Annotated in this window: 13 protein-coding genes; 11 read left to right on the forward strand and 2 right to left on the reverse strand. The window is 57.7% G+C overall.

Annotated features, from left to right (window positions below):
• Nucleotides 1-25: 25 nt before the first annotated feature.
• Genes ACR0IK_RS18285 through ACR0IK_RS18295 form a run of 3 tightly spaced genes read left to right on the forward strand, consistent with a single transcriptional unit; the run spans nt 26 to nt 2,093 of the window.
• Nucleotides 26-553, forward strand: a complete 528-nt coding sequence (locus ACR0IK_RS18285) for a transcriptional repressor (RefSeq protein WP_480642636.1) — start codon at nt 26-28, stop codon at nt 551-553.
• Between the two features lie 2 nt (nt 554-555).
• Complete coding sequence (locus ACR0IK_RS18290; RefSeq protein ID WP_480642637.1) at nt 556-1,296, forward strand: metal ABC transporter ATP-binding protein; 741 nt, start codon at nt 556-558, stop codon at nt 1,294-1,296.
• Nucleotides 1,296-2,093, forward strand: coding sequence for an iron chelate uptake ABC transporter family permease subunit (locus tag ACR0IK_RS18295; RefSeq protein ID WP_480642638.1), 798 nt, complete (start codon nt 1,296-1,298; stop codon nt 2,091-2,093). Before ACR0IK_RS18290 ends, ACR0IK_RS18295 begins: the two co-directional genes overlap by 1 nt.
• A gap of 107 nt (nt 2,094-2,200) precedes the next feature.
• Here the strand turns inward: ACR0IK_RS18295 and ACR0IK_RS18300 are convergent, their stop codons facing one another.
• On the reverse strand, nt 2,201-3,181 hold the full coding sequence (locus tag ACR0IK_RS18300; protein WP_480642639.1) for a hypothetical protein: 981 nt from the start codon (nt 3,179-3,181) through the stop codon (nt 2,201-2,203).
• A 583-nt stretch (nt 3,182-3,764) separates the two neighbouring features.
• Between ACR0IK_RS18300 and ACR0IK_RS18305 the strand changes: the two genes are divergently transcribed.
• The 6 genes from ACR0IK_RS18305 to ACR0IK_RS18330 all read left to right on the forward strand — a co-directional run bounded on the left by ACR0IK_RS18305 (nt 3,765) and on the right by ACR0IK_RS18330 (nt 11,059).
• The gene (locus tag ACR0IK_RS18305) at nt 3,765-4,994 is read left to right on the forward strand and encodes an alpha/beta hydrolase family protein (RefSeq protein WP_480642640.1); all 1,230 of its coding nucleotides are present in this window, start codon (nt 3,765-3,767) and stop codon (nt 4,992-4,994) included.
• Between the two features lie 599 nt (nt 4,995-5,593).
• On the forward strand, nt 5,594-6,265 hold the full coding sequence (locus ACR0IK_RS18310) for a Crp/Fnr family transcriptional regulator (RefSeq protein WP_480642641.1): 672 nt from the start codon (nt 5,594-5,596) through the stop codon (nt 6,263-6,265).
• A 103-nt stretch (nt 6,266-6,368) separates the two neighbouring features.
• Nucleotides 6,369-6,581: a YgaP family membrane protein gene (locus tag ACR0IK_RS18315; protein ID WP_480642642.1), complete on the forward strand. Its 213-nt coding sequence runs from the start codon at nt 6,369-6,371 to the stop codon at nt 6,579-6,581.
• Nucleotides 6,582-6,627: 46 nt separating this feature from the next.
• On the forward strand, nt 6,628-7,512 hold the full coding sequence (locus tag ACR0IK_RS18320) for an MBL fold metallo-hydrolase (protein ID WP_480642643.1): 885 nt from the start codon (nt 6,628-6,630) through the stop codon (nt 7,510-7,512).
• Between the two features lie 21 nt (nt 7,513-7,533).
• A complete protein-coding gene (locus tag ACR0IK_RS18325) occupies nt 7,534-9,213 on the forward strand; it encodes a bifunctional protein tyrosine phosphatase family protein/NAD(P)/FAD-dependent oxidoreductase (RefSeq protein WP_480642644.1) in 1,680 nt (559 codons plus the stop codon).
• A gap of 85 nt (nt 9,214-9,298) precedes the next feature.
• Nucleotides 9,299-11,059, forward strand: a complete 1,761-nt coding sequence (locus ACR0IK_RS18330; RefSeq protein ID WP_480642645.1) for a SulP family inorganic anion transporter — start codon at nt 9,299-9,301, stop codon at nt 11,057-11,059.
• A gap of 39 nt (nt 11,060-11,098) precedes the next feature.
• Here ACR0IK_RS18330 and betI read toward each other — a convergent pair whose 3' ends face one another.
• Nucleotides 11,099-11,695, reverse strand: coding sequence for a transcriptional regulator BetI (gene betI / locus ACR0IK_RS18335; protein WP_480642646.1), 597 nt, complete (start codon nt 11,693-11,695; stop codon nt 11,099-11,101).
• A gap of 143 nt (nt 11,696-11,838) precedes the next feature.
• Between betI and ACR0IK_RS18340 the strand changes: the two genes are divergently transcribed.
• Together ACR0IK_RS18340 and betA are read left to right on the forward strand one after the other, a co-directional pair.
• Nucleotides 11,839-12,198, forward strand: a complete 360-nt coding sequence (locus ACR0IK_RS18340; protein WP_480594921.1) for a cupin domain-containing protein — start codon at nt 11,839-11,841, stop codon at nt 12,196-12,198.
• 5 nt (nt 12,199-12,203) lie between these two features.
• Nucleotides 12,204-13,940, forward strand: a complete 1,737-nt coding sequence (betA, locus tag ACR0IK_RS18345) for a choline dehydrogenase (RefSeq protein WP_480642692.1) — start codon at nt 12,204-12,206, stop codon at nt 13,938-13,940.
• Nucleotides 13,941-13,988: the final 48 nt, after the last annotated feature.

Here is a 13,988-nt window from a genome sequence, read left to right on the forward strand (position 1 = left end):
TTTTATAACGTTACGAGCCGCATACATGATATGGAATAACATGACAAGTGACGCGCAACCCCTGCCAGTCGACAAGACGGCCCCGGTCGGGTTCCAGGAACATGATCACGAGCATTGCGTTGAGACCGCGCTGGCCACGGCGGAAGCCCACTGCAAACAGGAAGGGCTTCGTCTGACCCCGGTGCGACGCAAGGTTCTGGAGATGTTGCTGCAAGAGCATAGGGCGCTTGGGGCCTATCCCATCCTTGACCGATTGCGCGACGCAGGATTTGGATCTCAGCCTCCGGTGGCTTACCGGGCCCTCGACTTTCTTGTTCAAAACGGGTTTGTGCACAAGATCGAGCGTTTGAACGCGTTTGTCGCCTGCTCAAATCCTGGCGCAGCCCATTCTCCGGCCTTCATGATCTGCAGAAAATGCGATGCCGTGGCCGAGGCTCAGTCGACCCCGGCCAAGGGCGTCTTGGGTGCGGCAGCGCGTGCAGCGGGTTTCGAGATTGAACGAACGGTTGTAGAAGCTGAGGGACTCTGCCCAGACTGCACCGAAAAGGCGTAGAAATGACCCTTATTACCGTTGAGAACCTCAGCGTGCGCTATGGCGCAAACACCGTTCTACACCACGTGGACTTGGCAATTGAACCGGGAGAAATCGTAACCATTGTCGGACCAAATGGCTCTGGCAAGACCAGCCTTTTGCGGGCTATCATTGGTGCAACCAAGCCATCCGTGGGGAACGTTTCCCGCAAGCCCGGTTTGAAGATCGGCTATGTCCCGCAAAAATTACATATTGATCCGACACTGCCGATTTCTGTTGAACGTTTCATGGGTCTGACCCACCGTGTTTCACGCAAAAGCTGCGCCGAGGCGCTTGAAACGGCTGGGGTGCCTGATCTTTTGCAGCGCCAGATGTCACAATTGTCCGGCGGGCAGTTTCAGAGGGTTTTGCTGGCCCGTGCTCTGATCAATCGGCCGGATATCCTGCTTTTGGACGAAGCGACCCAAGGGCTCGACCAGCCGGGTTCAGCTGCGTTTTATCGCCAGATCGAAGATGTACGGCGCGAAACCGGCTGTGCCATTCTAATGATCAGCCACGAATTGCATGTGGTCATGAGTGCCTCGGATCGGGTGATATGTCTGAACGGACACGTGTGCTGCGAAGGATCGCCCGCCGTTGTCGCCTCAGCCCCGGAATACCGCGCGCTATTCGGAACCGGTACCGGCGGTGCGCTGGCCCTTTATCGACATGATCATGACCACGATCACGACAACTGTGACCACTCTCAGGAAGCTGCGGAATAATGCTTGATGATTTTATGACTCGCGCGACACTTGCGGGTGTTGGCGTTGCCCTTGCCGCGGCCCCCCTTGGGTGTTTCGTCGTCTGGCGCCGGATGGCGTATTTCGGAGACGCAACAGCCCACGCAGCAATCCTTGGTGTCGCCCTTTCGCTGACCTTTCAAATGTCGGTCTTCACCGGGGCACTGGCTGTTGCATTGGTCATGGCACTAACCGTCACCCTGTTGGCCGGTCGTGGCTATGCGATGGACACGCTATTGGGGGTCTTAGCCCATTCCGCACTGGCTTTTGGCCTTGTGGCGGTTTCGTTCCTGTCGGGCGTTCGCATTGACCTGATGGCATATCTCTTCGGCGATATTCTTGCGGTTTCTCGCTCTGACCTTGTGGTGATCTGGGGAGGTGCTGCGCTTGTCGTAGCGCTGATTGCGTGGCGGTGGTCTCAACTGCTGACCGCGACATTGAACGAAGAACTGGCCTATGCCAGCGGCTTTGACCCCAAGCGCGAGCAGTTGATCCTGACGCTTTCTCTGGCTGTAACTGTGGCCGTGGCGATCAAGGTGGTGGGAGTATTGCTGATCGCGGCGATGTTGATCATACCGGCTGCTGCGGCGCGCAGCCTTGCAAAGTCCCCGGAAACCATGGCTTTGATTGCCGCCGTGATCGGTGCGTTTTCCGCTGTTGCGGGGCTGAGGGCTGCTTATGTGTTCGATACACCTGCGGGCCCGTCTATAGTCTGCGTCGCCGCGATCTTGTTTGGTTGCTTAAGTCTGGTTGGTTGGCAGACACGGCGCCAAACTTAAACCGCTTGGGCAGAAGGTTCTGGGTGTATGGCAACCCGTTACACTTGTCCGATTGCTGATGCCAGTTTCAGTCCCGACAAGCCGTCGGTGAAGTTTGAGGTGCGAATTCACTCTCGTGGCGCGAGCTTGGTTTGGATAACGAACCGCGTTATCGGATCGGTGTCTTCCTGTTCCAATAACGCTTTGAATTGATCGTCCAATCGCGTCTCACCCCAATCACGCGAAGCAATCACGATATCCAGCGCCAACTCGCTTTGGTCTTTCAATACTCGCGAGAAAATCTGGATGATCTGCTCTTGGAGCATTGGTGACGCGGTGCCGCCATCCGCCAAAGCACGAACAAGAGCGCGCCGATATTCCAGATTTCGGTTCCCGGTACCAAGCGCATCGTCGGCGGCGTCTACCGCCTTTGACCCATCCACTTCTATCCCCGCCAGTGTCCATTCGTACAAATAGCTGCTGCCTGTGCGCAAGGCACGGGGGTAACGTGACCGAACAATCGCGACAGCCAGGGCGTCGTCTGTTTGCAAGCCCAAAAGGCGAATGGAAACTGGGACAAAACCGACTCGATTGATATCGCGCAACTCTTGCAGCAGTTGATCTTTGGGAACCTTTATTCGCAACGATCGAACAAGCTCATACGGAGCGCGATCGATTTCAATCAACGCGGTATCCCGCAATACCCTGTCTTCGTGAGAGACATACGTGGCAAAAAAATCGATACGTTCGGCAGTGCCGACATTGTCCGGCTGCCAGCCCTTTTCTGCGGAGACCAGCGCTTTCAGAAACCGTGTTCTCTCCGGTGTAATCATGAAGATTCGGCGCCATTTTCGGGACAGGCTGCGCCCCGCATCATCTTTGTCCGTGGCGCCATATGTCAAAAGAACAGCTTTTTGCGGGTCGGCCCGAAAGGCGGCCCGTGTTGCGCTGTCAATCAGAAAGGGAATCTCGGGCAATATTGCGAGGTCCTGTGCCGTTCCTTTAAGCAATTCTTTTGGAACAAACATAAACGGGTTGTCCGCTCCTGGTTCGGCCAACACGATGGCATCAGCAGAAAGCAAGTGATCAGCAAGGGATGCTTCGGGCATCGTTATGCACACCGAACACGCGTCAGCCGGTCGGGTCGCAACAACATTTGCGGCCAAGGCCCCAATGACCAGAAGGAGTATTCTTGCAAAGCGCATCAATCCATCCCGGTAGAAATGTCGAATATCATCAATCCCGCAGATCGGGTTTACGATCGGATACGGGCCATGTCTGACTGGGTCAGCAGGAGGATCGCAGATCTATGTCCTTTTTCATATCCCTAATGCATCAGGTCCAGCACAGCGTCGGTGATCTGGTGGACACATCGTTTCCAGCTAGATTGCAAATCCGGCCCGCAACCCTTCCAGCACCGCCTCCTCGGCCGTGCGCGGGGCAAAGTGGACCGACGCGAACGGCGTAGCCGACGACCTGGCCGCAACACTGAATTAGTCCAGCACCCCGCCGCTGTGATCATTGCGCAGACCTGTTTCAGGTGGAACACGGGCTTTGCTGCGTACTGAAACAACTTGATCCGATCAAGTTAAACCATATTAACGACAGCCAATCCACTGCGGTGCTTGCTGGTGAAGCCGCGTTTTGAAACCAGCTCTGGATCGGCCATACTGCGCGGCGTAGGATTTAGACATGCTGTATTTTTTTGGGCGATTTATCTTCGTTTCAATCTTGCTCACCGAAATGTCTGGCGCGCAGGAATCCATGTTCGTGGGCGATGTTCCACTGCCCGACGATGCGGTTTCTTTCGAGCGGGTGGATTTGCCGTTCTCGGGGACGTGGGTCGGGAAGTTTGACAATCGAAAGAACCACATATTTATCATTGAGAACCTTGGACATGACGACCGTGCGGACGTCATTTATGCGGTGGGAAATGACCTGAATTACCGCGGCCGGTGGTTCCGGCGCAAAGCAAGGATCGAAGGTGATACACTGATCTTTGCCGATGACGGTTTTCCCGCACGGTATTGGCTTTCGGCTTCGGGGCGTTTGCGCGGTGTATTCGCGGACGACAAGGGTTTCGCAATCCTCGAGCGCCAAAACCTGCCAGCACTGTTGGCCTCTCCGGCGGGTGACTGGTTTTCGATTGGTGAGCTTGAATTCCTGCAGACAGGGTTGGTTGAAGACGGCAGCAACATCCGGCTCGCTGTTGTGGTTTATCGCCCGGAAGGAGAGGGGCCGTTCCCACTTGCGATTGTCCATCACGGGTCAACCGGTCGGGGCACAAACCCGAATGACTTCGGGCGGGTCTGGTCATACGACTGGTTTGCGGATGTTCTGAATGCGGATGGCTGGTTGGTTGCGTACCCGCAAAGACGCGGCCGGGGCGGTTCCGATGGATTGTACGATGAAGGCTTCGCCGAGGACAGATCGCTGGGGTATTCCCGAGATTCTGCCCTGTCCCTACCGGGGGCCGAACGGGCACTGGCCGATGCAAACGCTGCATTGTTGGCGCTGCGCCAAAGGCCGGACGTAGACACAAGCAAAACCTTGCTGGCGGGCATGTCGCGCGGGGGTGTGGTAGCGATCATGCAAGCCGGACATGCCCCGCAGGATTTTGCGGGTGTGATCAACTTTGTTGGGGGCTGGGTGAACGAAATACATGGTGATCCGTCGATCAACCCAACCTTGTTCAGGCGGATTAGATCATTCGGCGGTCCGGTCCTATCGGTCTATGGTGAGCAGGACTCGCATTACAGCGTTGAACACTTCAGTGCGAACCTGGCGGAAATGGAGGCGCTTGGTGCCGATAGCCAGCTCCATTTGGTCAAGCTTCCGGGCTACGGAGACGGACATTGGGCACTATACGTGCCGAGCCTGTGGGAGGAGGTCGTTGCCAAGTTTCTCGAAAGACTTGAGTGACTTGCATGAATCTTGTCGCAAACTTCCGTGAAGCATGGAAACTGGCTGATATTTACTGATTTCAGGTGGCTAGCTTCGTGAACTGTATGAATGAACAATACCCAAATCCAAACTGACCCTTTCGGACCTCGCGTGCAACTTCAGCCCCAACTAGTATGACAGAGGCGGACTCAAACGATTTGAATCCGAACATCGGGTGAATTCGGGCACAGATGTGGGTCAGGGGCACAAAATCCGCTAAATCCGGCTGGCGTTTAGGCGGTGCTTTTGGCGATCAGGTTTGGTCTGGTTTGACGAAATCCTTGGTTTTCTGCTCGGGGACGCTCGATTACAGCACTCGGTTTCGCTCAAAGAGTGTCCAAGGGCATCCCGAACCCGAAAAAAACACGAGAATTCATGGTCGCGAACGAAATCAGGGCTGCGCCAAATTGCGGTTTTACCGGCCACCCTGAATCTGTGCTATCGGCACAATACAATCACATTTTCCATCCATCGGGGATTTGCCTGAATGGTTTACATTGGGCAGCGGATACGCTTTCACCTTAACGAATGCGTTTTATTGTGGAACGTCCCAAGCCACCATAGATGAGCAGGAAGACATGGATCACGCGTGGATCGACAAATTCAAAGGCCTGAGCCGCTTGCCTGAAGACATTCGGGCAGAGCTTGTCGCAGGCAGTCAGGTCGTTTCCCTGCCGGCGGGCACTCAGGTCTTTGCGCCCGGCCAGACGGCGGACAACCTTTTGCTGTTGCTGGACGGCACCGTACGGGTGCAGCAGAAATCGGATACCGGCCGAGAGGTCTTTTTGTACCGGGTTCATGCCGGTGAAAGCTGTGTTTTGACCACCGCCTGCATGCTGGCGTTCGAGGATTATTCGGCCGACGGGATTGCTGAAACGGACATCACTGCCGTGGCCATCCCGCGAAATACCTTTGACGGATTGGTCGCAAAATCAACGGTTTTCCGCGAGTTTGTTTTCACCGCCTATTCCCGGCGGATCACCGATCTGTTCACATTGATCGACGACATCGTTTTTCAGCGCATGGATGTACGTCTGGCCGCGCGATTGCTGGAGCTTGCGGATGAAGACAACGTGGTGCACGCAACCCACGCCATTCTGGGAACTGAACTTGGAACCGCGCGCGAGGTTGTCTCGCGCACCTTGTCCGAATTCCAGCGCCGCGGCTGGGTCGAGCAGGCCCGTGGCGAGGTCCGCCTGACCGAACGAGAAGGCTTGGAGCATATGGTGAAAGCGGCCAGTGCCACCTGAACCCTTCTGAATTGCGAAATCTCACGGCTTTGGTGATCAAGTCACCAAAGCTCCGCTTCCGTCTGTGCGATTGAATGTCCATCGATTCTCGATGGAGTGAGACATGACCACAAATATGGGAAAAATAGACCGCGCCCTGCGCATCGTGATTGCCGCAGCCCTGGCCTATGCAGCCTTTGGAACAACCATGCTTGGTACCGGCGCCCTGTTCTGGCTGGCGTTGATCGTCGCAGCGGTTTTCACGCTAACGGCCTTTGTGGGGAACTGCCCGCTCTATCGCATCATCGGCCTGAAAACCTGCAGCGACTGCGGCTGACCGGAACGGTTGCCACACCCTGAATACGACCCGGAGGAGACAACACATGACGACCTATCCCGTAAACATGGCCGTAAAACCAGACGTTTTCGCGTTCTTCGACGAGGCCACGAATACCATCAGCTATATCGTCAAGGACCCGGGTTCGAACGCCTGTGCCATCGTCGACAGCGTTATGGATATCGATTACGCGGCGGGCCGCATCACCTTTAATCATGCGGATGAACTGATCCGGGTGATAACGGAAAAAGGACTGAAGCTGGAGTGGATCATCGAAACCCATGTCCACGCCGATCATCTTTCCGCCGCGCCGTATATTCAGGAAAAACTGGGCGGTAAAATCGGGGTCGGATCGAAGATCACCGTAGTGCAGGATACGTTCGGAAAGGTCTTCAACGAAGGCACCGAGTTTCAGCGCGACGGGTCACAATTCGATGCGCTGTTCGAGGATGGCGACACTTACATGATCGGCACTATGCAGGCCTTTGCCATGTATACGCCCGGTCACACCCCGGCCTGTATGGTACATGTGATGGGCGACGCGGCCTTTGTCGGCGACACCTTGTTCATGCCCGATGGTGGCTCGGCCCGAGCCGATTTTCCGGGCGGGGATGCAGGCGTTCTGTATGACTCGATCCAGAAGGTTCTGGCCCTGCCTGACCAGACCCGGCTGTTCATGTGCCACGATTACGGACCGAACGGGCGCGATATCGCCTGGGAAACCAGCGTGGCTGAGGAAAAGGCTCACAACATCCATGTTGGCGGCGGCAAGACGAAGGAGGAGTTCGTCAGGTTCCGCACCGACCGGGACGCCACGCTTGCCATGCCCAACCTCATCATCCCATCCCTGCAGGTCAACATGCGTGCCGGAGAGGTGCCGACCGACGCTGACGGCAACCCGATGCTAAAAGTGCCGGTCAACGGCCTGTAAACCGCAAAAGGGAGGAGAGCCATGGAACTTCGTATCATTTCGCCCAAGTTCACGGTCAGCCCGCAGATCACGGTTGATGACGTCCAGACCATTGCGGCACAAGGGTACCGCGCGATCATCTGCAACCGGCCGGATGGCGAAGGCGCAGATCAGCCCTCTTTCAAGGAAATTGCCGCCGCAGCCGAGGCTGCGGGGATCGAGGCGCGCTATGTCCCGGTGCAGTCAGGCATGGTGAAAGATCAGGACGTTTCGGCGTTTGGTGAGGCGTTGGAGGACGTCCAGCGCCCGGTGCTGGCCTATTGCCGGACCGGCACGCGCTCGGCCACGCTGTGGTCGTTTCATGAGGCCAAGAAACGGCCGATGTCCGAGATCCTGTTGGCCACCAAGGCGGCCGGCTATGACATGAACGGCGTGGCCCGCCGTATTGCCAATGGTGGCAAAACGCCGACGGATACAGGCGATGCGCATTTCCAGGTGGTGATTGTCGGTGCGGGTGCAGGTGGCATTTCGGTCGCTGCCAGCCTGAAGTCGCGTCAACCCGATCTGGACATTGCGGTGATCGACCCCGCTGACATCCACTACTATCAGCCCGGCTGGACCATGGTGGGCGGCGGCATCTTTGACGCCCAGACAACGGCGAAAACCATGGGTAGCCTGATCCCGAAGGGTGTACACTGGATCAAGGCTGCGGTCGCGGCGTTCGAGCCGCAGAACAACGCCGTCGTTCTGGATGGGTGCCGGGTGGTGAAATACGACCGCCTTGTCGTGTGCCCCGGTCTGAAACTGGATTGGGGCAAGGTCGAGGGGCTGGAAGAGACCCTGGGCCGCAATGGGGTGACGTCGAACTACCGCTATGACCTTGCGCCCTACACCTGGCAACTGGTGCAGGAGATGAAGGAGGGCAGGGCGCTGTTTACACAGCCACCGATGCCGATCAAATGCGCCGGGGCGCCGCAGAAGGCCATGTACCTCTCGGGGGACGCCTGGTTTCGTAGCGGCGCACTGAAGGATATCGACATCCAGTTCATGAACGCGGGCGGCGTGCTGTTCGGGGTCAAGGATTATGTTCCGGCGCTGGAACGTTACGTCGAGAAATACGGTGCCACGCTGAACTTCTTCCACAATCTGGTTTCGATCGACGGGCCTGCCAAAAGGGCGGTTTTCGAAGTGATCAAACCGGATTGTAACCCGGATACAGTCGAGGTCGAGTTTGACATGATCCATGTGTGCCCGCCCCAGACTGCACCCGATTTCGTGCGTGTCTCGCCGCTGGCGGACGCGGCGGGCTGGGTCGACGTGGATCAATCGACACTGCGCCACAAAACCTACGACAATATCTGGTCGCTTGGTGACGTGATGAATGCGCCCAATGCAAAAACCGCCGCCGCGGCCCGCAAACAGGCGCCAACTGTGGCGGGCAACATTGTGGCCGACATCGCAGGGCGTTCGGCCGTGGCGCAATATGACGGGTATGGTTCCTGCCCGCTGACGGTCGAGCGCGGCAAGATCGTTCTGGCCGAATTCGGCTATGGCGGTGCGCTGAAACCTAGTTTCCCGCGTTTCCTGATCGATGGCACCCAGCCAAGCCGCATGGCATGGTTCCTGAAGGAAAGCCTGCTGCCACCGATTTACTGGAAGGCCATGCTGCGCGGCAAGGAGTGGATGGCACGGCCCGAGAAGCTGAAGGTCTCTCCAGAGTAGGAATTGAAACTGCCTGTGTTTTTGAGCGCAGCAACATGCGGGCGGTGTCGGCAGCACTGCCCGCTCAGAATGCCGGAAAGACTTGATGATCGAACACCTCCGCCACTATGTTCCTGTTCTGGACTGGGGCCGAACCTATACGCGCGGTGCCTTTTCGAACGACCTTATTGCGGCATTGATCGTGACGATCATGCTGATCCCGCAATCGCTGGCCTATGCCTTGCTGGCGGGGTTGCCTCCCGAGGCGGGGATTTACGCATCGATCGTGCCCATCGTTCTGTATTCGATTTTTGGCACAAGTCGGGCGCTGGCCGTTGGGCCCGTGGCGGTGGTTTCACTTTTGACGGCGACAGCCATCGGGCAGGTGGCCGAACAGGGCACGGCGGGCTATGCGGTTGCGGCGCTGACGCTTGCCTTTTTGTCTGGCGGCTTTCTTGTACTCATGGGCGTACTGCGCCTTGGGTTTCTGGCCAATTTCCTCAGCCATCCGGTGATTGCCGGATTCATTACCGCATCGGGCATTCTGATCGCGATCAGTCAGGTCAAGCATATACTGGGGGTCAGCGCACATGGGCACACGCTGCCGGAAATGCTGGGTTCGATCTTTGACCATCTACCCGAGGTCAACTGGGTGACTTTGGCAATCGGAACTTTGGCGACCGGATTTCTGTTTTGGGTCAGAAAAAACCTTAGACCGTTACTGAACCGGCTGGGTGTGCCGCCGGTGCTAGCCGATATTCTGACCAAAGCCGGACCTGTCGCAGCGGTGGTCGCCACAACCGTTGCCGTCTGGCAACTCGACCTGGCTGCCAAGGGCGTGCAGATCGTCGGGAGCGTCCCCCAAAGCCTGCCACCCCTGACCCTGCCGGGGTTTTCCCCGGACCTGATCAGCGCGCTTGCAGTTCCCGCAATCCTGATTTCGATCATTGGTTTTGTCGAAAGCGTCTCGGTCGCGCAAACTCTGGCCGCCAAGAAACGCCAGCGCATCAATCCGGACCAGGAATTGATCGGTCTTGGGGCCGCAAATCTGGGTGCCGCCTTTACCGGAGGATATCCGGTAACCGGCGGGTTTGCCCGCTCGGTCGTCAATTTCGACGCCGGGGCGGAAACGCCAGCGGCGGGTGCTTTTACCGCCATTGGTCTGGCCATTGCCGCGGTCGCGCTGACGCCTTTGGTCTTCTACCTGCCCAAGGCCACGCTGGCTGCGACTATCATCGTCGCAGTGCTCAGCCTTGTGGACCTGTCCATTCTGAAGAAGACTTGGGGCTACTCCCGCGCCGATTTTATCGCTGTGACCGTGACCATTCTGCTGACTCTGGGGTTGGGGGTCGAGGTTGGGGTGGCGTCCGGTGTGGCGATCTCGGTTCTGTTGCACCTCTACAAGACGTCACGCCCGCATGTGGCCGAGGTGGGCCTTGTCCCCGGAACCCAGCATTTCCGGAACATCCTGCGCCATGAGGTTGAGACGGTGCCTTCGCTGGTGACGCTGCGGGTTGACGAAAGCCTGTATTTCGTGAATGCGCGTTTTCTGGAGACATTGATCCAAAGCCGCGTGGCCGAAGGCAGCGCGGTTCGAAACGTGGTGTTGATGTTCTCGGCGGTGAACGAGGTGGACTTTTCAGCCCTAGAAAGCCTTGAGGCGATAAACCACCGGCTGACTGATATGGGGGTTGGTCTGCATCTGTCCGAGGTCAAGGGGCCGGTCATGGACAGGCTGAACCGCACACATTTTCCCGAAGTTCTGAACGGCCGGGTGTTTCTGTCGCAGTATGACGCTTGGAAAAGCCTTGCCGAAAGTGACACACACGCGGTTGGCGCGACGAGGTTGTCCTCGGTTAGCGGGTAACTCCCGATCCCGGTTCGTCGATCGCGTCGCGCGGGCAGTCTAAGGTCCGTCTGAGCGGTGCGCTGATAGCGCCTGTTCTGTCAGGGTGGCCACCAGATTCTGGGCCGCTTTCAGGTCGACGGGCTCGACGCGAGTTGCGTGTTGCAGCCATACTCCGTCAATCAGCGCAACGATCATGCGCGCTATGTGCCCGGCCTCTTCACCGGAATAAAGCGGCGCAATTGCCGCGCGAACAACGACAAGGTTTTGCTGCTGATAGCGCAGCAGTTCCTGATGATACTCCGCGTCCGACCCGGCTAGGCAATAGAGCGTCAGCCACACCGACGACAGCCGTTTGTTCGATTGCTCGGGCGCCAGCGCCATGCGCACCAGCGCCAGCACCTTGTCCCGAGGAGGGGTGCCCTGTTCCGCGATCAGGTCCAGTTGCTCCCCGTAGGACTTCACCGCATGGCGGATCGCCGCCAGCAGCAGCCCCTGTTTGGTGTCGTAATAGTGGCAGACCAGCCCGGCAGAAACACCCGCCTGACGCGCCACATCCCTGATCTTCAGCGCACAAAACCCCTGATCATTCAGAACGTCCATGGTGGCTTCAATTATCTGAAGTTTGCGTGTTTGAATGTCTGTCAAACGGGACACGGGCTGAGATCTCCTGACTTCAGGCAGTAGTAGACGGGGCATGAGCCGAAGGCCAGAGACATCATTGAACCGCTGTTCAATATTTCGTTGAACCACTGTTCAATCAATGCTAGCCGTTTCGAAACACAATTCCGGAGGTCCAAATGATCCGCGCCATCAACCTGACCGATGCCGGGACACATGCCCTGATGGCTGACCCTCGCCAGATGGTCATGAGCTCGCCCGAGGTGGCCTCTCCGCAGGAGTGGGAAAACCTAGTGATCGATCGCGCCTCGGATGAGGTGCGCGTTGGGACCTGGAGGTGTGAGCCTTACACGGATGAGATTGTTGACTATGCCTATGACGAGTTCATGTACATGATCTCAGGAACGGTCGAGTTGATTTACCCTGATGGCAGCTCTGACAGGTTCGGGCCCGGCCAAGCGTTCCTGCTGCCCAAGGGGTTCACGGGTACGTGGAAACAGCCCGAAACCGTTGTCAAATTCATGGCGATGATCCGCTGAACCGGATGGAGCACTACGACTATATCATTGTGGGCGCTGGTTCTGCGGGTTGCGTTCTGGCGAACCGCTTGGGCGAAGATACACACAAGCGCATTCTGGTGATCGAGGCCGGAGGCAGCGACAAGGCGATGATCGTGCGGATGCCCTCGGCCCTGTCGATCCCGATGAACACCAAACGGTTCAACTGGGGGTTCGTGACCGAACCCGAGCCGCATCTGGACGGGCGTGTCATGAACTTGCCGCGCGGCAAGGGGCTGGGGGGATCAAGCTCGATCAATGGCATGTGCTACGTACGCGGCAATCCGATGGATTATGAGCTTTGGGCGGATCACGGTGCCACGGGATGGAACTGGGCTAATGTGTTGCCTTATTTCAAGCGACTGGAAAGTGCTTCGGACCTGAGTGCATATCGGGGGCAATGTGGTCCAATCAAGGTGACCCGGGGGTCGGAAACCAACCCTCTCTATCAGGCGTTCATCGAGGCGGGCGTTCAGGCCGGATATGCTCGCAGCGCCAACATGAATGACATCCAGCATGAAGGCTTCGGTCCGATGGAAATGAACGTGGGCGGCGGTGAGCGTTGCAGTGCCGCCACCGCTTATCTGCGTCCGGCCATGGCGCGGGGCAACGTTCGGGTCGTGACCCACGCCCACACAACGCGCATTCTGACAGAAGGGCGCAAGGCGGTCGGCGTCGAATATGACCACAAGGGAAAGCTTGTTCAGGCACGGGGATCTGAGGTGATCCTGTCGGCAGGCTCGATCATGTCGCCGGCGATCCTGCAGCGCTCTGGCATTGGGCCGGGAGGCACGCTGCAACAAGCTGGCATCGCTGTTGTCCATGACTTACCCGGCGTCGGCGGCAACCTGATGGATCATCTGGAGTTGTACGTGCAGCAGGAATGCACGCAGCCGGTATCGCTCCACCCGTATATGAGCCCTTGGGCAAAAGCCCGGATCGGATTTCGCTGGCTGCTGCGCCGCGATGGTTTGGGGGCCACCAACCATTTCGAGGCCGGGGCTCACATCCGCAGCCGCGCCGGTATCCTTTACCCGGACATTCAGTTTCATTTCCTGCCGCTGGCCATTTCGTATGACGGGAAATCGCTGGCCAAGGGCCACGGGTATCAGGTGCATGTGGGCACGAAACGATCGAAAAGCCGGGGTAGGGTGCGGCTACATGCATCTGACCCGCTAGGCGCCCCGCGCGTCCGTTTCAACTATATGAGCCACGAAGACGACTGGCAGGAAATGCGTGCTTGCGTCCACTTGACGCGCGAGATTTTCCGGCAACCCGCCCTGGCCCCTTTCGCCGGGCGGGAGCTTGCTCCGGGGTCGGATTGCAGGAGTAACGCGCAGATTGATCAGTTCATCAAAGACAGGGTCGAAAGCGCCTATCATCCCTGCGGCACCTGCCGGATGGGCGGGGACGCGCAATCCGTCATTGATCCGGGCACGATGCGCGTACACGGTATAGAGGGTTTGCGCGTTGTGGACGCCTCAGTCATGCCACAGGCCACGGCCGGGGACCTCAATGTGCCGACATTGATGTTGGCCGAACGCGCCGCTGATCTGATCAGAAGCACCAGCTTGCCTGCCGCCGATCCGGCGCTGGTGATGGTGGATGCCAATTGGCAGAGCTGTCAGCGGTCACAGACAATCGATTTGGACCTGAGCGGCAGGGATACCTGTGCGCTGTTTGCCGAAGAACGAAACCATTTAAGTGGCACAACGTATCCATAACCAATTGCCGAGAACTGGCAGTTGAGGAAATCAGGCATTGCCTTCTAT

Source organism: Ruegeria sp. BF7 (assembly GCF_056538605.1).

Excerpts from the sequence above, each read along its gene's own strand:
- ACR0IK_RS18285 (WP_480642636.1), top strand. The coding sequence starts at position 26 with ATGATATGGAATAACATGACAAGTGACGCGCAACCCCTGCCAGTCGAC.
- ACR0IK_RS18290 (WP_480642637.1), top strand. The coding sequence starts at position 556 with ATGACCCTTATTACCGTTGAGAACCTCAGCGTGCGCTATGGCGCAAAC.
- ACR0IK_RS18295 (WP_480642638.1), top strand. The coding sequence starts at position 1,296 with ATGCTTGATGATTTTATGACTCGCGCGACACTTGCGGGTGTTGGCGTT.
- ACR0IK_RS18300 (WP_480642639.1), bottom strand. The coding sequence starts at position 3,181 with ATGCCCGAAGCATCCCTTGCTGATCACTTGCTTTCTGCTGATGCCATC.
- ACR0IK_RS18305 (WP_480642640.1), top strand. The coding sequence starts at position 3,765 with ATGCTGTATTTTTTTGGGCGATTTATCTTCGTTTCAATCTTGCTCACC.
- ACR0IK_RS18310 (WP_480642641.1), top strand. The coding sequence starts at position 5,594 with ATGGATCACGCGTGGATCGACAAATTCAAAGGCCTGAGCCGCTTGCCT.
- ACR0IK_RS18315 (WP_480642642.1), top strand. The coding sequence starts at position 6,369 with ATGACCACAAATATGGGAAAAATAGACCGCGCCCTGCGCATCGTGATT.
- ACR0IK_RS18320 (WP_480642643.1), top strand. The coding sequence starts at position 6,628 with ATGACGACCTATCCCGTAAACATGGCCGTAAAACCAGACGTTTTCGCG.
- ACR0IK_RS18325 (WP_480642644.1), top strand. The coding sequence starts at position 7,534 with ATGGAACTTCGTATCATTTCGCCCAAGTTCACGGTCAGCCCGCAGATC.
- ACR0IK_RS18330 (WP_480642645.1), top strand. The coding sequence starts at position 9,299 with ATGATCGAACACCTCCGCCACTATGTTCCTGTTCTGGACTGGGGCCGA.
- ACR0IK_RS18340 (WP_480594921.1), top strand. The coding sequence starts at position 11,839 with ATGATCCGCGCCATCAACCTGACCGATGCCGGGACACATGCCCTGATG.
- betA (WP_480642692.1), top strand. The coding sequence starts at position 12,204 with ATGGAGCACTACGACTATATCATTGTGGGCGCTGGTTCTGCGGGTTGC.